The sequence below is a fragment of the Enterobacter sp. GD03975 genome (assembly GCF_029838645.1).
GTDB classification, from domain to species: domain Bacteria; phylum Pseudomonadota; class Gammaproteobacteria; order Enterobacterales; family Enterobacteriaceae; genus Enterobacter; species Enterobacter quasihormaechei.
Genome location: NZ_JAOBZC010000003.1, coordinates 408627 through 428397, shown reverse-complemented (window position 1 = coordinate 428397; position 19771 = coordinate 408627). Strand labels below are relative to the sequence as shown.

Here is a 19771-nt window from a genome sequence, read left to right as displayed (position 1 = left end):
CTTACGACGACGGTTGTCGTTTCACCCATTGCAGAAAACGGGCCCGCGTATCCGTATCGGCACTCTGGAACCAGAACCTGAGGCGTTGCTCGGTGAGCGTCTGCGACTGAGGGGGAAGCACATCCAGTTCCGGTACGCCCGAAAGCAGGGTGTTGTCGTCTGCCATCATGGTAGCGAACTGAGGCAGGGAGGCGGGCCGGCTGGCTCGGTTATAGATCGCCGTGTCTGCTTCGTAATCCGTTCCTTTGGGCCTGTTTGTCAGCGCCAGGATATCCAGCTTTACCGGGATGGGCATGGAATCCCCGTCCACCAGTTCAAGGCGTGGCGAAGCGTTAAAGGCCTGTGACTCTTTCTCTGTATTGAGACGCGGAAGCCTGAAGTTGACCTTACTGATACGCTGCGTGTTAAAGCTGACGACCAGCGGCGGAGAAATGTACATATGCTGTTCGTTGTCGGCGAGGCGAATCGTCTTTTCCACCCGAAAAATGACCTGATGCGGACCGTTATCCAGCTCAATGCTGTCTGCGCCTCGCAGCAGGGAGCTGGAGACTTTTTTCCCGTCCAGCACCAGCAGGTCAACGTCCGGTGAGAGTCTGAGGGTGGTTGCGAAAACACACACCGGCATGATCAACGCAACCACAGCCGAGGCAATGCCGGTTTTCATAGCAGACTCCTGTAGACAAACTACCTATGTAAGAATGTATCAAATTTTTTCGATAATCACGTTTACTAACATATAGACATATTCTGCCGTTTTGCCCGCATACTTCTGTAGGGACAGCGTGGTTGAGATGGCTGCTTTGACGTACACTTTGAAAAAAACCAGGAGGAAGAGCATGAAAGAGAACGACATTGTCGAGATCCTGACGTCCACGCGCACTATCGCGCTGGTTGGCGCGAGCGACAAACCGGATCGTCCAAGCTATCGGGTAATGAAATACCTTCTGGATCAGGGTTATCACGTGATCCCGGTCTCGCCGAAGGTGGCGGGGAAAACGCTGCTGGGCCAGCAGGGCTATGCGACGCTCGCGGACGTGCCGGAAAAGGTGGATATGGTGGACGTGTTCCGCAATTCAGAGGCGGCCTGGGGCGTGGCGCAGGAGGCGATCGCCATTGGTGCGAAAACGCTGTGGATGCAGCTGGGCGTGATCAATGAGCAGGCGGCCGTGCTGGCACGCGATGCCGGGCTTAAGGTGGTAATGGATCGCTGTCCGGCAATCGACATCCCCCGTCTGGGGCTCGCAAAATAAAAAAAGCCCGCTTGACGGGCTTTTTTACACCTTTAATTTCGCAGTCTTGGTGCCTGTAACTGTTTGCGGATGGTCTGAGCAAGCTCGTCCATAGTGGGTTGTTCCGGATGCTCATCCTGTAATTCACCACTCAACTGCGCTTCGGCAAGATAGGTATGGACAGGCTGACCATCGTCGCCCTCCATGACCACATGATACCAGGGCGCGGCGCGAAGCTCTGCGTCAACCGCCAGCTCGTCTGCTGACGGTTCATCAAGGGAATACTCCGGGTCGATATCCACGACCACACCCAAATATCCAAGCAAGGTGTGGCGGACCTGCTGGCCGATACCGAATTTGCTGGCAATCATAGTCACCTCCCGGGAAACATCACATACACACTATGTGCGGGCAATATTTCTCTTTTCAAGTTACATGACGCGACAGGCAAACCCTTTCAGATACAGCCCTTCCGGGTAGGTGGCGATCACCGGGTGATCGGCGGCCTGACGGAACTGCTCTATAAATTGTACATCACGACCCGCATCTATTGCGGCATCGGCGATGATTTTTTGGAATAAATCTGTCGTCATCAGGCCAGAGCAGGAGAATGTCAGCAGTACGCCGCCCGGGTTCAGCAGCTGGATCGCCAGCATGTTAATGTCTTTATAGCCACGGCAGGCGCCCATCAGCTGGCTTTTATTTTCCACAAATTTCGGCGGATCCATCACGATGACGTCAAATTTCTCGCCCTGATCGCGGTATTTACGCAGCAGCTTAAACACGTCGTCGCGCACAAACTCCGCTTTGCTCAGATCCAGCTTGTTCAGCTCGACGTTCTGCTTTGCCACGTCCAGCGCTTCCTGGGAGGTGTCGACGCTGACAACCTGGGCACAGCCGCCCATCAGAGCAGAGACCGCAAAGCCGCCGGTATAGGAGAAGCAGTTCAGCACGCGCTTATCGGCAACGTACTGGCGCGTTGCCAGACGACTGTCACGCTGGTCGAGATAATAACCGGTCTTATGGCCGCCCTGGATGTCCACCAGCAGCTTCATGCCGTGCTCCTCGATAGGCAGCAGGGCAGGCGGCAATTCGCCGGTGACCGGGCCTTGCGTCAGCTCCATGCCCTCTTTTTTACGTACCGCCACGTCGCTGCGGTCGTAAATGGCGCATGACGGGAACAGCGTTTGCAGGGCGCTGATTAGCGCAGCACGCTGGTATTCCGCCCCGGCGCTCAGCAGCTGCAACACCAGGAAATTGCCGAAGCGGTCGATGGTCACGCCCGGCAGGCCGTCAGACTCACCGGCAATCAGACGATAGCTGTCCAGTCCGTCGCGCTTTGCCAGCCACTCGCGCCACTGCTGCGCCTGTTGCAGACGGCGGACAAAGAAATCGATATCGATGGTTTCATCTTTATCGAACGTCCAGACGCGCGCGCGGATCTGAGAGGCGGGCGAGTATGCGCCGCGTGCTAACCATTTCCCCTGATGGTCAACAATATCGATGGTTTCGCCGAGGCTGGCTTTGCCTTCCATGCGGGCAACCGCGCCGGAGAAGACCCAGGGATGGCGGCGCAGTAATGACTTCTCGCGCCCTTTGGCTAACACTAAACGTACGCTCATAATTTGCTATTCTGTCGATTCCAGTAAAATGGCCGCCATTTTCCCGACTTCAGTGAGGAAATGCAACGCGCCAGTCGGATAAGGAGAAGGATGATGTCAAAAGTTTGCACCATTGCCTGGGTCCACGGCCTCGTACAGGGTGTCGGTTTCCGCTACAGCACCCAGCGCGAAGCCCTACAGCTCGGGCTGACGGGGTATGCACGTAACATGGATGATGGCAGCGTGGAGGTAGTCGCCTGCGGTGATGCGGATAAAGTTGGGAAGCTGGTGGCGTGGCTAAAAGCGGGCGGACCGCGAAGCGCGCGGGTTGATAAGGTTTTAACGGAACCGCATCAACCCGGCCGGGAATACGCTGACTTCAGTATTCGCTATTAAATGCATTTTACCGGTTTTGGCAGGCCGGCAATTTTTGTCGCCTGTTTTGCCGGGCCTTTCGGAAACAGGCGATACAGATAACGGCTGTTGCCTTTCTCTTCGCCAAACTTATTCGCCATGGCTTTGACCAGCATGCGGATCGCCGGCGACGTGTTGAATTCAAGGTAAAACTCGCGCACAAAGCGCACCACTTCCCAGTGCTCAGGGGAGAGGGTGATTCCTTCGTTTTCCGCAATTTTCTCCGCCAGCGCTTCGCTCCACTGGCTGCTCTCTTTCAGATAACCGTCGTTATCGGTTTCGATCTCTTTGCCTTCAAAACTCAACATAATCATTCACGCGTTAGTCAAAAACCGCATCAGTTTACCAAAAAAACAAAGCCCCGCATAAGCGGGGCCATGTTCACAGCACGGTGGGTTAATCGCGGCTGGCGAAGCCCAGAATGCTCAGCAGGCTGACGAAGATGTTGTACAGCGACACATACAGGCTCACGGTGGCGCGGATGTAGTTGGTCTCACCGCCGTGAATGATGTTGCTGGTTTCATACAGGATTGCGCCGGATGAAATCAGGATGAACACCGCGCTGATTGCCAGATGCAGAGCAGGCAATTGCAGGAAGATGTTCGCCAGCATACCGACCAGCACAATCACGATACCCGCCATCAGCATACCGCCGAGGAAGGACATGTCCTTACGGGTGGTCAGCACGTAGGCCGAGCAGCAGAAGAACACCAGCGCGGTGCCGCCCAGCGCCATACCGATCACGTCGCCCATTCCGGCAGACAGATAGGCGTTCAGGATTGGCCCCAGGATGTAGCCCAGGAAGCCCGTAAAGGCGAACGCGGAGAGAATACCCACCGGCTTATCCGCGGTTTTATAGGTCAGGAACATCAGACCATACATACCCACCAGCGTCAGGATCAGGCCCGGAGAAGGCAGCATCAGCACGGTGCTGGCCGTCGCGGTGATGGCTGAAAACGCCAGCGTCAGGCTGAGCATGAAATAGGTATTGCGCAGCACCTTATGCGTGCTGAGTAGCGATGTGCGGTCGCGTGAAGAAGAAATTATACGATCCATGAGTCACTCTCTTATGACAGATGTAATTAGCGCAAAGAATAAGAAACGGCGCGGCAGACGCAAAGTGGTTTTACCCATCTTTACTCAGCCCCTTAGGGATTATGCTGGTTTTTTCTTCTGAAAAATCGCTTGTCCTCAGAATGAAGTGCGGTTTGCAAAGCGGATGCAGATCAACCTCTTATAGGTTACTGAAAAATATTGCGTTATTTCCCTAAGGCCGCTAAGAGTTATTTCCGGATCGTCATAAAAACAGACAATAAGGCGAAGGAAATGAAACCACAAACACGCACGCACTTTACGCTCTCTTTGTTAACCGCGGGGATCCTGTGCGCCAGCACGGCAACCTGGGCGGCTAACGTGCCGGCAGGAACCCAGCTGGCAGAGAAGCAGGAACTGGTCAGGAACAACGGCAGTGAACCCGCCTCGCTCGACCCGCATAAAGTCGAAAGCGATGTCGAATTTAATATTATCAGCGATTTATTCGACGGGCTGGTCAGCGTCTCTCCAACAGGTGAAATCCAGCCGCGCCTGGCGGAGAAATGGGAAAATAAAGATAACACCGTCTGGACCTTTCATTTGCGTCCGGGCATCACCTGGAGCGATGGAACCCCCATCACCGCAGAAGATATCGTCTGGAGCTGGCAGCGACTGGTCGACCCGAAAACCGTTTCACCGTATGCCAGCTATCCCGGCAGCATGCGTATCGTTAACGGCACCGATATCGCAGAAGGCAAAAAAGCCCCCGAGTCGCTGGGCGTGAAAGCCATCAATGACGCCACGCTGGAAGTTACGCTCACGCAGCCAAATGCCGCTTTCCTGGCGATGCTGGCTCACCCGTCTCTGGTGCCGATAGATAAAGTCCTGGTCGGTCGTTTCGGTGAGAAGTGGACTAAACCGGAGCACTTCGTCAGCAGCGGGGCCTATACGCTGTCACAGTGGGTGGTTAACGAACGCATCGTGGCGGTGCGGAACCCACATTACTGGGATAACGCACATACCGTCATCAACAAGGTGACCTATCTGCCCATCTCCTCTGAAGCCGCAGACGTTAACCGCTACAAAGCGGGCGAAATCGACATTGTTTACACGGTGCCGATCAACCAGTTTGCTCAGCTGAAGAAAACGCTGGGGAGCGAGCTGGACGTTTCACCGCAGCTTGCCACCTATTATTATCAGTTCAATACCACCCGGCCGCCGTTCAACGACGCCCGCGTGCGCAGGGCGCTGAACCTGGCGCTGGATAAAGACATTATCGCCGGGAAAGTGTTAGGGCAGGGGCAGCGGCCGGCATGGCTGATCAGCCAGCCGGACATTGGCGGCGTCAAGTTACAGAACCCGGATTACGCCAGCTGGCCGATGGATAAACGCATTGCCGAGGCGAAAAAGCTGCTGGCCGAAGCCGGATTTAACGATAGCCATCCGCTCAGCTTTAATCTCCTCTATAACACCTCGGAATCGCACCAGCGCATTGCGATTGCCGCCAGTTCAATGTGGAAGAAGAACCTCGGCGTGGAGGCGAAGCTGCAAAATCAGGAGTGGAAAACCATGCTCGATACCATGCACACCCACAACTTTGACGCGGTGCGCTACGCCTGGATTGCCGATTACGACGATGCGGCAACCTTCCTGAACACTTTCCGTACCGGGGACAGCCAAAACACCACTCAGTACAGCAATCCGGACTACGATCGGGCTCTGGTGAATGCGGCGAAATCGAAAACGGCTCAGGAGCGCGGTAAGTTCTACCAGCAGGCAGAAGATCTGCTGGGACGTGACGTACCGGCGATCCCTGTCTATCACTACGTGCGCACGCACCTGGTGAAACCGTGGGTAGGGGGATTCACGCCGGACAAGCTTGGGTACTACTACACCAAAGATATGTACATCAAAAAGCACTCGCGCTAAGCCGGGGATAGTATGCTGCCAAAATGGCCAATCTGTCGTCAATTCAACCGATTAAACGCATTTTGGCTATTTTTAAAGCGAACGAATGCCCGCGCTCTTTACAGCGCGCGGTGAGGTGTTTATAGTTCGCCTCACTTAGGAAGCGTGGCCGAGCGGTTGAAGGCACCGGTCTTGAAAACCGGCGACCCGAAAGGGTTCTAGAGTTCGAATCTCTACGCTTCCGCCAAATTCGAAAACCCTGCGATAGCGATATCGCAGGGTTTTTTGCTTTTGCGCCTGGTCTTTGCCATGCCACCCATGCTGTAGCTGATCGTTATCCCGTCGTCGGTCTTGTAGACCTGAGCTTTTACGCACCAGGTGTTCTCGATGTTCGCTGGGGTCAACACCTCTTCGGGCAGGCCCGTGGCTGATATCTGTCCGGCTTTCAGGAGGATCAGCCGCTGGCAGAAATTGGCCGCAAGACTGAGATCGTGCAGCGCAACCACGACGGTAAGCGGCAGGCGCGAAATCAGCCCCATCAGCTCCAGCTGGTGCTGTATGTCCAGGTGGTTTGTCGGCTCATCGAGCAGCAGCACCTGCGGCTGCTGTGCCAGCGCGCGGGCAATCTGGCTTCGCTGACGTTCCCCGCCGGACAAATGCTGCCAGCGCCGCTGGCGTAATCCGCCCAGTTGCATCAGGCTTATCGCCTCTTCAACCGCCTCATCATCCTCGCGTGTGCTTCTTTGAAACGCCTTTCGGTAAGGGGTACGTCCCAGCCGTACGATTTCTTCGACGGTCAGTTCCCCATCGACTTCAGCATGTTGCGGGACAAACGCCATGTGCTGCGCACGTTTTTTCAGCGGCAACATGTCAAGCGTCGTGCCATTAAGCGCAACACATTCGCTCAGTCGCGGAAACAGCCCGGCAAGACAGCGCAGCAGCGTAGACTTGCCCGAGCCGTTTGGTCCTAACAGGCCGACAATCTGCCCGGATGACAGTTTGAAATCGATCTCCTTAAGCACCGTCTGCGCTTGTCGGGTTACGGTTAACCCGGCCACGGTAATATTCATCTATGCTCCTTCCGGTTCTGATAAAGCAACGCCATAAAGACGGGGGCACCCACCAGCGCAGTCACCACGCCGATGGGCAGCACCTGGTGCACAATCAGCGTGCGCGACACGATATCGGCCAGGATCATAAAGTGTGCGCCAATAAGAAACGTCAGAGGGAGCGTGCGCCGATGGCCCGGACCGCTCAGCATGCGCGTCACATGGGGAATGACCAGCCCCACAAAGCCGACTGCACCAATAGCGCTCACCAGCGTTGCGGTAACGACGGCACAGGTCAGCAACAAAAGAATACGCACGGCGGTGACCGGTATGCCCAGCGTTGTAGAGACCTCATCCCCGAAGGTAAAGGTGTCCAGCGCACGCGAAAAGAGAAGAACCACCAGTAAACCCGCAAGCGTCACGGTCAGGGCCAGCAGCGCGTCCGGCCAGCGCACGCCGCTCAGGCTACCCATTAACCAGAACATAACGCTACGGGACTGCTCGGCATTCGCGGAGGTGCTGACGATATAAGCGGTCATAGCGTTGAAGAGCTGGGTGCCCGCGATGCCGGCCAGCAAAATGCGCGACGGGCTTTCACTCATGCCGTTGGTAATCAGCATGATGAGCGCAAAGGCGGCGCAGGCACCCACAAACGCACCGCTGCTCACGCCAATCACGCTTCCTCCGATGCCGAGAAGCATCACGCAGACGGCCCCCAGCGAGGCGCCCGCGGAAATGCCCAGCAGATAGGGTTCCGCCAGGGGATTACGCAGGATCGACTGTAACACCAGCCCGCACAGCGCCAGGCCGCCGCCGCTGCACGCAGCCATCAGCGCCCGGCTCATGCGGTACTGCCAGACGATGCCTTCCTCTGGCTGCGGCAGATCGTATGACGTCAATCCCAGGCCGTTGAGGATCGCTTTTCCGGTAATGGCATACGATACCGGCATATCGCCGAGACTCGCGGCAAAAACCAGCATCAGCGGCAGCGCCAGGAGGCCTGCCGCCAGTAACCCCTGCTGGCGGCGGTCAGTGAAGAAATGACGCATTATTCGTCCTGAAATGAAGCCAGCCGATCGCTGATAAGCTCAACCGCATCGACGTTACGCATTGAAGGGTTTAACGACATCGCCGGCACCACAATAATGTGGTTGTTCCTGACCGCAGGCAGGTTCTTTGTCACCGGGTCACTTCGTAAGAACGCCTGTTTTACCGCAACGTCATCGGCAGGGTAGAGCCTGCGAGACATCTCTGCGATGACAATCACGTCCGGCTGCGATTGGGCAATATGTTCCCACGTTACGGCAGGCCATTCGTCGTGGGAGTCAATAATGTTCTTCAACCCCAGCGTACGGCTGATCCAGCCCGGCGCGCCATAATTTCCCGCCACCCAGGGATCGCCATTCAGACGGCTGCTGGAGAACCAGAAAACGACGCTAAGCGGTTTTGCGGAGACGCGCGCCCGGGCCTTTTCGATACGTGCCGTCAGGGTGCGGTTGAGCTGTTCACCCCGTGCGGAAACATCAAAAATCGTCGCCAGCTCTGTCACTTCCCGCGTGATTTCCGCCAGCGAAAACGGCGCGCTTCGTGCTCCGTCTGCGTTTGACGTTTCCGTCACCGCTTTATCCGTGCAGTCGGCGGGGGAAATCCACGTATTAATCCCCAGCGACGCAAACTGCTCACGTGTCCCCACTTCGCCCTGCGGACCAATGTGCCAGTGATACTGCGCGAGAACGAGCTCAGGCTTCTGCCCCACTACGGCTTCAAATGATGGTGAGTTATCCGCAAGCCGGGGAAGGTGTTTCCCGGCCTCCGCCAGCGGAGCCGGAAGTTTGCCAAACCAGACCGACGTCGCGGCTATCTTTTTCTCCAGCCCCAGAGCGAGCAGTAATTCTGTTTCATGCTGACCTACGGTCACGACGCGCTGAGGAGCCTTCGCAAAGGTCTGCTTTATGCCGCAATTTTCAACCGTAAGGGGCCAGGAGGTCACTGCAAAAGCGGCAGGCGCAATGGAAAGCAGCGATGCCAGTAATAACCCTTTTTTAAGAAACATAGAACGCAATCCAGTAATTGTTATGTTATAACATAATACATGTATTGTGATTGAGAGCAACCGCAGTTGCCCGCAATGAACTGCATAGCCGGAGACAGGGTGCGTTTAAGGAATTTAACGGGCAGATCGGGTCACAGCTTCTGATCGACAATCGCCGATTTCACCCGGGACATCGCCAGAATGTTTTTAGCGCGCATATTTAATTTTTCGAGGATCTTCACGCGGTAGGTGCTGGTCGTTTTTTGTGATAGTTGCAGCTTTTTCGCAATTTCATGGTTTTCCAGATGAAAAAGCTTCAGCACGTCATACTCGCGTCGCGTAAACGAGTGTGTGCGGAGCGCCCGATAAAATCGCATCAGCTGCTGAAAAGGATGAACGCTAAAATGCATCGATGAATAGATAATATTGTCGATTCTCACCGCGCGATTCGCTTCTATCTCATGCATCAGGACAATGTAATCACGCCTGATTTTTTTGACCTGCTGGATAGTGCTATTGCGTAACGTATCCTGTTCAATTGCAATGATGAAATCCAGCGTCGGATCGACCTCATCAAGATCGTGAATATCCTTCTTATCGCGAATTAAATGGGTCGATGTCATGGCGCTTGAGACCCCGCGGCACAGGTAATAGTTATCACTGATAAAAATAAAATTCATAATTGCCGTTGAATAAAGTCATGGGGACTCACTTATCGCAGTGAGGCTGGGTTAACGGGTGTTGTACGAAAAAAAGTCTAAATCACACCCGATAAAACTGATAAAAGTAATGAATGTAAAAATAAATGTTTACATTTTAGCCAGTCGATGACGAAGAAATCATCTGGGCGGAAGGGAACGACGCAAGATGCTCAAGGTAATGCAATTTCCTGCTTTACATCATGCTCAGAGATGTTTATAGTGCGCCTCACTTTGGAAGCGTGGCCGAGCGGTTGAAGGCACCGGTCTTGAAAACCGGCGACCCGAAAGGGTTCTAGAGTTCGAATCTCTACGCTTCCGCCAAATTCAGAAACCCTGCGATAGCAATATCGCAGGGTTTTTTCGTTATTCCAGCCCCAGCGTATACTGCGCGATTTTGAAGTAGATAATCAGCCCGGTACCGTCGATCAGCGTGGCGATAAACGGCGCGGAGACGACCGCCGGGTCGATTTTGCAGCGTTTCAGTACCATCGGGATCACCGACGAGACGATGGCGCTCCACAGCGTAATGCAGACCAGCGTCAGGCTGACGATAAGCGTGATTTCCATCCCGATACCCATCATCCAGGCGCGAACGCAGCCCGCCAGACCCAGCGTGGCGGCAATCATCAACGACGTGCTCATCTCTTTGCGCAGCACGCGGCCCACATCGCGAAGGTGGACCTCACCCAGCGCCATGGCGCGCACCAGCGTGGAGGTGATCTGCGTTCCGCTGTTCCCGCCCGTGCCAATCAGCAGCGGAATAAAGAACGCCAGCGCAATGGCAGACTCCAGCGCCTCTTCAAAATGCTGGATCACCGAGCTGGTATACGCTTCCGCAACAAACAGCAGCAGCAGCCAGACGGAGCGCTTCTTCCACAGGCTGAAGGCGCTGGTTTCCAGGTAGGGTTTTTCCAGCGGCAGGGTCGCCCCCTGAAGCTGCGCATCTTCGGTGACGTCATCTTCCAGCAGGTGGGCGATTTCGCGCTCGGTGAGGCAGCCCACCAGCTTGCCGTGGGTGACAACCGGCACGACATCCGCACCCGCGTGCGCCAGCACCCCGGCGACATCCGCCCGCTCATCTTCCGGTTTAAGCTGAATAAAATCCGATATCATCAGTCGCTTAACCGGCTGCACGGTATCCGTGGCCTGCAATAATTTGCGAACGGCAATCAAACCCGCGAGGCGACCGTTATCCTCGATAAAAATATGTGAAGGAATATCATCGTCTTTTAATTTTTCGAAAAACTGCTCGCGTGCCAGAGCCACGCATAATGAAATATCGATAACAATAAAATCGGTATTCATATATTGCGCGATGGCGCTGTCATTAAAAGCCGGGTTTTGGTTGTGAATAGCGTAAGACATAGTAAATTCCCTTTGAATAATAAAATCTCTCAGGGGCGAGCAAGACAGGGCATGTCGGAAAGGAGATCCCCACGTCCTGGGTTCAGCACTGTACACCGTATCCCGTAAGGGAAGTTATACTGACAAAGCCTTGATTCGACAGTGCCTGTTTTACCCTGTGCCGGTTCTCTCGAACCCACCAGAGCGATAACGTGTATTTGTACAGGAGCCTCGCCATAACGAGATCGTTGTAAAACGTGAGGGATAATACGCTTATTTAAAACCGCTGCTGAGGAATTTTAATAATGTTTAAGAACGGTTTAAATGAATAGTATTAAACGCATGTTGAGGTTTTATTTAACTGTTTTCTTTTTAAATGGAGAATTCATCTGTTACCGGAGAGAGTAAAATGGCATGGCTGGACACGCTGCTGGATCATTTTGCGCATTATCCGACGCATCTGTTCGCGCTGCTCGTTGTTATGGCGTTGAGTAAATCGACGGTGCTGGTCTCGTCGGTGCTGCCGCCCGCATCGGTCATGCTGATGGCGGGGATCGCCGTCAGCCAGTCGAGTCTGCATCCCGGAATGACGTGGCTGGCGGTGGTGATGGGCGCTACGGCAGGTTCGGTGCTGAATTACCATATCGGCCAGCTAATGGGGCATACCCGGCTGGTGTCACGCCTCACCGCAAAACATGCCGATAAGTTTCTGCGGGTACAGCATCAGCTGCAAAAGAACGGCGTAGTCGCGCTGTTCACCTCGCGTTTCCTGGCGGTGCTGCGCTATATCGTGCCGCTGGCGGCCGGCATGCTCAGGATGAGCGCGATGAAGGTTTACGTCGTTAGCCTGCTGTCAGCCTGCGCATGGGCGGCGCTGTACGTCGGCATCGTCACCGGCATCAGCGTCTGAACGTATTCATCAGTTTGAGAAATGCTTCCCGAAAAAACGGTCACCAGTCTGTCACACTCAGCGTGACGATAAAAACGCATGAGGAAAAAGGGATGAGAAAAGCACTACTCGCTGTCGCCGTGGCAGGAACGCTTTCAGTGACGTTTGGGGCGCAGGCACAGGACGCGCCGGAAGGTTATCAGTTACAACAGGTGCTCATCATGAGCCGCCATAACCTGCGCGCGCCGCTCGCCAATAACGGCAGCGTGCTGGAGCAGTCCACGCCGAAGCAGTGGCCGGAATGGGACGTACCCGGTGGACAGCTGACCACCAAAGGCGGCGTGCTGGAAGTGTATATGGGCCACTATATGCGCGAGTGGCTGGCAGAGCAGGGGATGGTGAAGACGGGAGAGTGCCCGCCAGCGGATACCGTCTATGCCTACGCAAATAGCCTTCAGCGCACCGTGGCGACCGCGCAGTTCTTTATCACCGGCGCGTTCCCGGGGTGCGACGTTCCTGTGCATCATCAGAAAAAAATGGGCACCATGGACCCCACCTTCAATCCGGTCATTACCGATAACTCCCCTGCGTTTCGTGAGAAAGTGCTGAAGGCGATGGAGACGGAACGGCAAAAAATGCAGCTGGATGAGAGTTATAAATTGCTGGAACAGCTGACAAACTACAGCGACTCGCCGTCCTGCAAGGAGAAAAACGTCTGCTCCCTGACGGAGGCAAAAGATACGTTCAGCGCCGACTATGAAAAAGAGCCGGGCGTATCGGGGCCGCTGAAGGTGGGTAACTCACTGGTGGATGCCTTCACCCTGCAATATTACGAAGGCTTCCCGGCCGATCGGGTGGCCTGGGGAGAGATCAAAACCGATCAGCAGTGGCGGGTGCTGTCGAAGCTGAAAAACGGCTATCAGGATTCGCTGTTTACCTCGACGGAGGTGGCGCAAAACGTGGCGAAACCGCTGGTGAAGTACATTGATAAAACGCTGGTGACTGAGCAGGCAAACGCGCCCAGAATCACCCTGCTGGTGGGACATGACTCCAACATCGCCTCGCTGCTGACCGCGCTGGACTTCAAACCGTATCAGCTGCACGACCAGCAGGAACGCACCCCGATTGGCGGCAAAATTGTTTTCCAGCGCTGGCATGACAAAAACAGCAACCAGGAGCTGATGAAAATTGAGTATGTCTACCAGAGTTCAGCCCAGTTGCGGAACGCCAGCGTACTGTCGCTGCAATCCCCTGCTCAGCGCGTAACGCTGGAGCTGAAGGGGTGTCCGGTTGACGGAAACGGCTTCTGTCCGATTGATAAATTCAATGCGGTGATGAATAACGCGGCGAAATAGAAGAGACCCCCGCGCGAGCGGGGGGATACGTTCAGACGTTTTTACGTTCGATGGTTTGCTCGCCCCAGAACAGCGAGTCTTTGTCGGTTTTTTCGAAGGCGCGAATCAGCACCTCATCGTTGCCTTCTTCCCAAATCTGCTCGGCCAGCTTTTCGTCATAATTGGCGACTTCAAAGATGGCTTCGGCAATCTCCGGAGAGGTATTGCGTAAACTTGCCCATTCGCCCACGTGATGAGCTTTGGATTCTTGCGTTGGCATACTTGTCCTCCTGTTGGGTTAGCCGTTCAGTTTTTTGGCAAGACCCGCGACGTATTCACCCTGGTAGCGGGCGATTGAAAGTTCTTCATTGCTTGGCTGACGTGAACCATCTCCACCGGCAATCGTTGTTGCGCCATAGGGCGTACCCCCACGGACCTGAGAGACATCAAACAGTTCCTGCGCGCCGTAGCCAATCGGCACAATGACCATCCCATGATGCGCAAGCGTTGTCCAGGTGGAAGTGATCGTCTGCTCCTGGCCGCCGCCCGTGCCGGTAGAGCTGAACACGCTGGCCAGCTTGCCGTACAGCGCGCCGGAGGCCCATAGCCCGCCTGTCTGGTCGAGGAAGGTGCGCATCTGGCCCGACATATTGCCGAAGCGGGTTGGGGTGCCGAAGATAATGGCATCATAGTCCGCGAGTTCCTGCGGGGTAGCCACCGGGGCATTTTGTGTTTTCCCGCCGGCTTTGGCGAAGGCTTCCGCCTGCATGGTTTCCGGTACGCGTTTAACCACGACCTCAACGCCGTCTACTCTGTTAGCGCCTTCTGCTACAGCGTGAGCCATGGTTTCAATGTGTCCATACATGGAATAATAGAGCACCAGAACTTTTGCCATTTTGCATCACTCCTCGTTGGTTTTTCTGACAGCGGATCGCTGCGTTACTTTAAAGATATGACATCACGGCCAGACTGCAAAAATGAACGGCATTTATTTGATATATAACAATATCTTCTGGATACGTGCTTTGTAGCAAAATGAAACAACTTTCGCAGCGCGGATTTTTCAAAATATAAGAACGGCTTATGAATAACCCGCGCAATATTTCATACGAAAGGCTGAGATCATGTTGCAGAATATTACCTCTCGCTTGCCGGATAGCCGCATTACACTAAGCTTAACTTCACGCGGCACAGATAAAGGCACTGTCCTTGAGCCGCGAGGTGAAAGAATCCTCTTTTACTGAATGCAATATGATGTCTAATGTTTCACACTCTGGAGGTTAGAGATGGCAAACCATCGTGGTGGTTCAGGTAATTTCGCTGAAGACCGTGAAAGAGCATCAGAAGCAGGTCGTAAAGGTGGCCAGTCCAGCGGGGGCAACTTCAAAAACGACCCTCAGCGCGCATCAGAGGCTGGTAAAAAAGGGGGTAAAAATAGCCACGGCAGCAACAAGTAGTACGCCGGGTTAACTCTCTGCCGCCGGGTTTCCCGGCGGTTTTTTTATGTCTGTCACATTGAACTGTCGCCAAAGGCATCGCACACTACAGGATTGAATCTTCGTGCTGGTGTCTCATGTCCGTTTCCCGTTATACCTTCTCCATAAAGCCTCAGGAAGCCATTCTGATCCTGATCACCATGTTCTGGGGCGGAACCTTTCTCGCCGTTCAGTACGCGGTCACGCTCAGCGATCCCTTTTTCTTCGTCGGGCTGCGCTTTGCAACGGCGGCCATTGCCGTGGCGCTTATCTCGCTGAAAACCCTGCGCGGGTTGACCCTGCGGGAGCTTAAAGCCGGCGTGGCCATTGGCGTGGCAATTGCCATGGGCTACAGCCTGCAAACGTGGGGACTACAGTCTATCTCCAGCAGCAAATCCGCCTTCATCACCGCCATGTACGTGCCGCTGGTGCCGCTATTGCAGTGGCTGTGCCTCGGCAGGATCCCGGGCCTGATGTCGTGCATCGGCATCGTGCTGGCGTTCATCGGTCTGATTTTATTAGCCGGGCCGGAAAATAATCTGCTGGCGCTGGGGCCGGGGGAGATCATCACCCTGGTGGGGGCCGTTGCCATTGCGGCAGAAATTATTCTGATTAGCGCCTGGGCAGGAAAAGTGGACGTCAAGCGTGTGACGGTCGTGCAGCTTGCCACCGCGTCGCTGGTGGCGTTCGCGACAATGGTACCGGCGGGGGAGTCTGTCCCGCCGATGTCCACCGGACTGATCGTGGTGGCGTTGGGACTGGGCATTTTCAGCGCCATTATTCAGGTCACCATGAACTGGGCACAGCGCAGCGTGTCGCCGACGCGGGCGACGGTCATTTACACCGGTGAGCCGGTGTGGGCGGGGATATTCGGGCGTATTGCCGGGGAGCGTCTGCCGCTGCTGGCGCTGTTGGGCGCGGCGTTTATTATCGCCGGGGTGCTGGTGAGCGAGTTGAAGTTAAAAAAACGACGTAAGGCGACTGCCGGATTGAGCGCTGAACAAGGGGCAGATAGCTAACAATGCGCATTCTGCCCGTTTAGCCCAGCGGCGCTTCGCTTGCACGGGCCTACAATTAGCATGTAGGCCGGGTAAGCGTAGCGTCACCCGGCTATTTCAGATTCAGGGGGTGATGGCTTCCGCTTGCGCTTCATCCCTTTTCCGGCGGCACAGCAGGGCGTTGAGCAGGATCGCGCCGAACGTCGCCGTGCCAATCCCGCCAACCGTAAATCCGCCCAGCGTCAGGGCGAAATCCCCCGCACCCAGCACCAGCGTCACCGCCACCATGATCAGGTTACCGTTCTGGCTCAGGTCAACATGGTTCTGCACCCAGATGCGAGCTCCCGCGACGGCAATCAGACCAAAGACCACAACCGAGGCGCCGCCAATGACGGGGGCCGGAATGGTGTGGATCAGCGCGCCGAATTTCGGTGAGAAGCCGAGCAGCATCGCCATGACCGCTGCCGCCACGAAGACCAGCGTGGAGTAGACTTTGGTCACGGCCATGACGCCGATGTTTTCCGCGTAGGTCGTGACGCCGCTGCCGCCGACCGAGCCGGAGAGCATGGTCGCCAGACCGTCGCCCACAAACGCCCGTCCCATATACGGGTCCATATTGCGCCCGGTCATTCCCGCTATGGCTTTCAGGTGACCCAGGTTTTCAGCCACCAGAATCACCGCGACAGGCGCGATGAGCATCATCGCCTGAGCGTTAAAGGTGGGCGAGGTCAGCTGCGGCATGCCGAACCAGGCGGCCTGATGAATCAACGTGAAATCAACCGGCTTGCCAAAACCGAACGCGTTCGTCAGCAGCGCGTAGATCAGACACGCCGCAATCAGCCCGACCAGGATCAGCAGCCGCTGGATCATCCCGCGCGTAAAGACCGCCACCACGCCGATGCACAGCACCGTCATCACCGCCATCCAGCTTTCAAACGGCGAGCCGGAAACGCTCTTAACTGCTATCGGCGCCAGGTTCAGGCCAATCGCCATCACCACCGCCCCGGTGACGACGGGGGGCATCATCCGCTCGATCCAGCGCGTGCCGACTTTCATTACCACCAGACCGATCAGGGTGTAGACCAGCCCGCAGGCGATAATGCCGCCGAGGGCCACGCTCAGGTTGGGGTTAATGCCCTGGCCGTTAAATCCGGTCGCTGCAATGACCACCCCCACGAAGGCGGCGCTGGAGCCCAGATAGCTGGGCACGCGCCCGCCGGTGACAAAAAAGAACAGCAGGGTACCGATACCTGACATCAAAATGGCGAGGTTAGGATCCAGCCCCATCAGCATGGGCATCAGCACCGTCGCGCCAAACATCGCGACCGCATGCTGTACGCCCATCACCATCGTCTGCCCGAGCGGGAGCCTTTCATCCGGCGCGACCACGCCTGCGTCTGTGGAGGTCGATTTCAACTGCCAGTGGGGAAGTCCGAACATGATCTGTCTCCTCATACGGGTTAACAGGCGGGTCGCATAAGCGCGTGGTAGCCGCGGTCGAACCACACCAGCCCTTGCGGCGCAGGGTGGCGAACAATGGACACAATGTCGCAGAACAGAATGTCGTGGGTGCCGACGCTGACCACCTGGCTGATGCGGCAGTCGAACGAGGCCAGCGCCGCCTCCAGACGCGGGCAGCCCGTCTCACCCGTCTCCCATTGCGCGGCGGCAAAGCGTTCCTCCATCGGGGTTTTGCCGCCAAAAAGAGTGGATAACGGCTCCTGTCCGGCGCTGAGCGTGTTTACGCACAGGGTGCGGTTTTCGCTAAACGTCGGCCAGACGGACGCGCCGCGGTTGAGGCAAACCAGCAGCGTCGGCGGCGAATCGGTCACGCTGCATACCGCGCTGGCGGTAAAGCCCGCCATTCCCGCCGGGCCGTCGGTAGTGATGATATTGACCGCCGCACCGACGCAGGCCATGGCGTCGCGGAACGTTTGTTGGTCGGGTGTCGTCATGATGGCTCCTTACGCCAGCCCGCAGGCATCTTCGAAGGTCAGACGCGGTAAGCGTCCATAGACTTTGCTCATATCGCCATAGCCGATGTTGATCAGCAGGTTGCTTTTCAGCAGCGTGCCGGTGAAAAAGGCATCGTCGACCTTTTGCCGGTCAAAGCCGGACATCGGCCCGGTGTCCAGCCCCAGCGCGCGGCAGGCGAAAATCAGGTAGGCGGCCTGCATGGCGCTGTTGCGAAAGGCCGTTTCTTCGGCGTGTGCGGGGCTGGAGGTAAACCAGCGCTTTGCATCGGCGTGCGGAAACAGTTCGGGCAGGCGCTCATAGAATTCGCTATCCCAGGCGACAATCGCCGTGACCGGGGCAGTGAGCGTTTTTTCCAGGTTGCCGCTGGAGAGCGCCGGGCGCAGCTTCGCTTTCCCCTCAGCGCTTCGCACAAAGACAATGCGCGCCGGTGAGCAATTGGCAGACGTTGGGCCCCATTTCATCAGGTCATATATCTCGCGCAGCGTCTCGTCGCTGACCGGTATATCCAGCCAGCCGTTATGGGTGCGCGCGCCGGTAAACAGCGTTTCCAGCGCGGCGGGCGTAATGGCTTCGCTCATTAAAACTCCTTACAAAGCGGGTTCAGGGCTGTGCAGCAGGCTGGCAAGCCCGTTCAGCAGCAGGGTGTTAAAGGTGTCCGGCTCGGTCACGTTGCAGGCATGCCCGCCCTGGCGCATAACCGTTTTACGGGCATGCGGAAGGGCGGCGTGCAGTTCAGCGGAGCAGACGGACGGCACCAGCAGATCGTCGGTAGAACAGATAATCTGCACGGGGCAGCGAACGCGTGCAGCGTGGCGGCTAAAATCGGCCTGTTTCAGCGCATGCAACCGGCGCAGCAGGTTGGCTTTGCCCTGAAAATGGGCCAGCGCCAGCGCTTCCTCAGCCTCCAGGCGCGGCGCGCGTGCGGTCATCCAGTCTGCCGGGTAGAGGAACAGCGGCTGCGCCTCGACCCACGCCTGCGCGCCACCCGCATGCAGCAGGCGTTCGCGAACGTCAAAACAGCGGCGGGTATGGGCATTGAGGGTCAGCCAGCCGTTGACGCAGACCAGCGCGGTAAGGGCGTCGGGCTTATCGATGGCCAGCCGCAGGCCCACCAGCGCCCCCAGCGCGTGGCCCACCACGCAGTAACGGGCGAACCCGGCCCCGGCTAACGCCAGCGCAAGCTCGTCGGCCATCTGCGCCAGGGTGTAGTCTTCCGGCAGGGTATCCGGGTTATTTCCCGTGCCCCGCTGGTCATAGCACACCACCTGATACTCTTGCCCCAGCACGGCGAGCTGGGGCAGCCAGTAGCTCCCGCTGCCGCCGAGCCCGGCAATCAGCACCACCACGGGCGCGCCCTCGAAGGGGGGCGGTGAAATGGACAGTTTCATGGCCGCCTCACTGTGCAATGTGCGCCACGGTGGCGATTTCAACCAGCGCGTCCGGCTTCACCAGTCCGCACTGAATGCAAAACCGCGCCGGTTTATCGCCGGGGAAAAACTCCGCGTAGATTTCATTAATCGCGGCGTAGTTTTTCCAGTCGGTGATAAAGATGCTGTTGAAGGTCACGTTCTCCATCGTGCCACCCGCCGTTTCGATCACGGTTTTGATCGTCTCCAGCACGTGGCGGGTTTGCGCCTTTGGGTCGTTGATAAACACCACGTTGTTGTCTTTATCAAAGGGCAGCGTGCCTGAGACATACACCACGCCGTCGGCGAGGGTGCCGGGAACGAACGGGGCAATCGGAGTGCTGGTGCCCGGCGGAATAATCACGGATTTCGGCATAGCGGT

Annotated in this window: 24 protein-coding genes, 2 tRNA genes and 1 riboswitch; of the genes, 9 read left to right on the top strand and 17 right to left on the bottom strand. The window is 56.4% G+C overall.

Annotated elements, in window-relative coordinates; genetic code table 11:
* Position 1: 1 nt before the first annotated feature.
* The gene (locus N5C09_RS08440) at positions 2 to 664 is read right to left on the bottom strand and encodes a DUF2057 family protein (RefSeq protein WP_279748849.1); all 663 of its coding nucleotides are present in this window, start codon (positions 662 to 664) and stop codon (positions 2 to 4) included.
* A gap of 172 nt (positions 665 to 836) precedes the next feature.
* Here N5C09_RS08440 and N5C09_RS08435 point away from each other — a divergent pair, with 172 nt between their 5' ends.
* Positions 837 to 1250, top strand: coding sequence for a CoA-binding protein (locus N5C09_RS08435; protein ID WP_006809337.1), 414 nt, complete (start codon positions 837 to 839; stop codon positions 1248 to 1250).
* Positions 1251 to 1282: 32 nt separating this feature from the next.
* Here the strand turns inward: N5C09_RS08435 and hspQ are convergent, their stop codons facing one another.
* Together hspQ and rlmI are read right to left on the bottom strand one after the other, a co-directional pair.
* Positions 1283 to 1600 (bottom strand): heat shock protein HspQ, encoded by a 318-nt coding sequence (gene hspQ, locus N5C09_RS08430; protein WP_006809336.1) that lies wholly within the window; start codon positions 1598 to 1600, stop codon positions 1283 to 1285.
* Between the two features lie 60 nt (positions 1601 to 1660).
* The gene (gene rlmI, locus N5C09_RS08425; RefSeq protein ID WP_102749639.1) at positions 1661 to 2851 is read right to left on the bottom strand and encodes a 23S rRNA (cytosine(1962)-C(5))-methyltransferase RlmI; all 1191 of its coding nucleotides are present in this window, start codon (positions 2849 to 2851) and stop codon (positions 1661 to 1663) included.
* A gap of 93 nt (positions 2852 to 2944) precedes the next feature.
* Here rlmI and yccX point away from each other — a divergent pair, with 93 nt between their 5' ends.
* Positions 2945 to 3226: an acylphosphatase gene (gene yccX, locus N5C09_RS08420; protein WP_279748874.1), complete on the top strand. Its 282-nt coding sequence runs from the start codon at positions 2945 to 2947 to the stop codon at positions 3224 to 3226.
* Here yccX and tusE read toward each other — a convergent pair.
* Together tusE and yccA are read right to left on the bottom strand one after the other, a co-directional pair.
* Positions 3223 to 3552 (bottom strand): sulfurtransferase TusE, encoded by a 330-nt coding sequence (tusE, locus tag N5C09_RS08415; RefSeq protein WP_003858129.1) that lies wholly within the window; start codon positions 3550 to 3552, stop codon positions 3223 to 3225. The genes yccX and tusE overlap by 4 nt on opposite strands.
* Positions 3553 to 3640: 88 nt before the next feature.
* On the bottom strand, positions 3641 to 4300 hold the full coding sequence (gene yccA / locus N5C09_RS08410; RefSeq protein ID WP_047726838.1) for an FtsH protease modulator YccA: 660 nt from the start codon (positions 4298 to 4300) through the stop codon (positions 3641 to 3643).
* A gap of 270 nt (positions 4301 to 4570) precedes the next feature.
* Between yccA and N5C09_RS08405 the strand changes: the two genes are divergently transcribed.
* Both N5C09_RS08405 and N5C09_RS08400 read left to right on the top strand, forming a co-directional pair.
* Positions 4571 to 6205 (top strand): ABC transporter substrate-binding protein, encoded by a 1635-nt coding sequence (locus tag N5C09_RS08405; protein WP_279748848.1) that lies wholly within the window; start codon positions 4571 to 4573, stop codon positions 6203 to 6205.
* A gap of 138 nt (positions 6206 to 6343) precedes the next feature.
* Positions 6344 to 6431 (top strand) — tRNA-Ser (locus N5C09_RS08400).
* Here the strand turns inward: N5C09_RS08400 and N5C09_RS08395 are convergent.
* The 4 genes from N5C09_RS08395 to N5C09_RS08380 form a co-directional block, all read right to left on the bottom strand.
* Positions 6418 to 7254, bottom strand: coding sequence for an ABC transporter ATP-binding protein (locus tag N5C09_RS08395; protein ID WP_279748847.1), 837 nt, complete (start codon positions 7252 to 7254; stop codon positions 6418 to 6420). The two genes, N5C09_RS08400 and N5C09_RS08395, sit on opposite strands and share 14 nt — an antisense overlap.
* On the bottom strand, positions 7251 to 8282 hold the full coding sequence (locus tag N5C09_RS08390) for an iron ABC transporter permease (protein ID WP_112792849.1): 1032 nt from the start codon (positions 8280 to 8282) through the stop codon (positions 7251 to 7253). Before N5C09_RS08390 ends, N5C09_RS08395 begins: the two co-directional genes overlap by 4 nt.
* Entirely contained in the window at positions 8282 to 9286 is a 1005-nt protein-coding gene (locus tag N5C09_RS08385; RefSeq protein ID WP_279748846.1) for an ABC transporter substrate-binding protein, read from the bottom strand. Before N5C09_RS08385 ends, N5C09_RS08390 begins: the two co-directional genes overlap by 1 nt.
* A gap of 131 nt (positions 9287 to 9417) precedes the next feature.
* A complete protein-coding gene (locus N5C09_RS08380; protein ID WP_226842023.1) occupies positions 9418 to 9888 on the bottom strand; it encodes a LuxR C-terminal-related transcriptional regulator in 471 nt (156 codons plus the stop codon).
* 311 nt (positions 9889 to 10199) lie between these two features.
* On the opposite strand from N5C09_RS08380, the gene N5C09_RS08375 reads away from it, so the two are divergent.
* Positions 10200 to 10287, top strand: a tRNA-Ser gene (locus N5C09_RS08375).
* Between the two features lie 42 nt (positions 10288 to 10329).
* On the opposite strand, the gene N5C09_RS08370 is transcribed toward N5C09_RS08375, so the two are convergent.
* A complete protein-coding gene (locus tag N5C09_RS08370; RefSeq protein ID WP_102749645.1) occupies positions 10330 to 11331 on the bottom strand; it encodes a magnesium transporter in 1002 nt (333 codons plus the stop codon).
* A gap of 60 nt (positions 11332 to 11391) precedes the next feature.
* A riboswitch (M-box (ykoK) riboswitch) is annotated at positions 11392 to 11561 on the bottom strand.
* A gap of 158 nt (positions 11562 to 11719) precedes the next feature.
* Here N5C09_RS08370 and N5C09_RS08365 point away from each other — a divergent pair.
* On the top strand, positions 11720 to 12220 hold the full coding sequence (locus tag N5C09_RS08365; RefSeq protein WP_063866315.1) for a DedA family protein: 501 nt from the start codon (positions 11720 to 11722) through the stop codon (positions 12218 to 12220).
* Positions 12221 to 12312: 92 nt separating this feature from the next.
* Positions 12313 to 13554 (top strand): bifunctional glucose-1-phosphatase/inositol phosphatase, encoded by a 1242-nt coding sequence (gene agp / locus N5C09_RS08360; RefSeq protein WP_279748845.1) that lies wholly within the window; start codon positions 12313 to 12315, stop codon positions 13552 to 13554.
* A gap of 31 nt (positions 13555 to 13585) precedes the next feature.
* On the opposite strand, the gene N5C09_RS08355 is transcribed toward agp, so the two are convergent.
* Together N5C09_RS08355 and wrbA are read right to left on the bottom strand one after the other, a co-directional pair.
* Positions 13586 to 13813 (bottom strand): YccJ family protein, encoded by a 228-nt coding sequence (locus tag N5C09_RS08355; protein ID WP_028012649.1) that lies wholly within the window; start codon positions 13811 to 13813, stop codon positions 13586 to 13588.
* Positions 13814 to 13831: 18 nt separating this feature from the next.
* Positions 13832 to 14428, bottom strand: coding sequence for an NAD(P)H:quinone oxidoreductase (gene wrbA / locus N5C09_RS08350; protein WP_006809323.1), 597 nt, complete (start codon positions 14426 to 14428; stop codon positions 13832 to 13834).
* Positions 14429 to 14819: 391 nt separating this feature from the next.
* On the opposite strand from wrbA, the gene N5C09_RS08345 reads away from it, so the two are divergent.
* Together N5C09_RS08345 and N5C09_RS08340 are read left to right on the top strand one after the other, a co-directional pair.
* Positions 14820 to 14990: a general stress protein gene (locus tag N5C09_RS08345; RefSeq protein ID WP_001273664.1), complete on the top strand. Its 171-nt coding sequence runs from the start codon at positions 14820 to 14822 to the stop codon at positions 14988 to 14990.
* A 116-nt stretch (positions 14991 to 15106) separates the two neighbouring features.
* Positions 15107 to 16027 carry a DMT family transporter gene (locus N5C09_RS08340; RefSeq protein ID WP_204641929.1) on the top strand — a complete coding sequence of 307 codons (921 nt, stop codon included), beginning with the start codon at positions 15107 to 15109 and terminating at the stop codon, positions 16025 to 16027.
* Positions 16028 to 16129: 102 nt separating this feature from the next.
* On the opposite strand, the gene rutG is transcribed toward N5C09_RS08340, so the two are convergent.
* The 5 genes from rutG to rutC are packed head-to-tail and all read right to left on the bottom strand — an operon-like array spanning position 16130 to position 19765.
* Complete coding sequence (gene rutG / locus N5C09_RS08335) at positions 16130 to 17446, bottom strand: pyrimidine utilization transport protein G (RefSeq protein ID WP_279748844.1); 1317 nt, start codon at positions 17444 to 17446, stop codon at positions 16130 to 16132.
* Between the two features lie 20 nt (positions 17447 to 17466).
* A complete protein-coding gene (rutF, locus tag N5C09_RS08330; protein WP_102749649.1) occupies positions 17467 to 17961 on the bottom strand; it encodes an NADH-dependent FMN reductase RutF in 495 nt (164 codons plus the stop codon).
* Between the two features lie 9 nt (positions 17962 to 17970).
* Positions 17971 to 18561, bottom strand: a complete 591-nt coding sequence (locus N5C09_RS08325) for a malonic semialdehyde reductase (RefSeq protein ID WP_063449118.1) — start codon at positions 18559 to 18561, stop codon at positions 17971 to 17973.
* A gap of 9 nt (positions 18562 to 18570) precedes the next feature.
* Positions 18571 to 19371 (bottom strand): pyrimidine utilization protein D, encoded by an 801-nt coding sequence (gene rutD / locus N5C09_RS08320; RefSeq protein WP_279748843.1) that lies wholly within the window; start codon positions 19369 to 19371, stop codon positions 18571 to 18573.
* A 7-nt stretch (positions 19372 to 19378) separates the two neighbouring features.
* A complete protein-coding gene (gene rutC, locus N5C09_RS08315; RefSeq protein ID WP_279748842.1) occupies positions 19379 to 19765 on the bottom strand; it encodes a pyrimidine utilization protein C in 387 nt (128 codons plus the stop codon).
* Positions 19766 to 19771 lie beyond the last annotated feature (6 nt).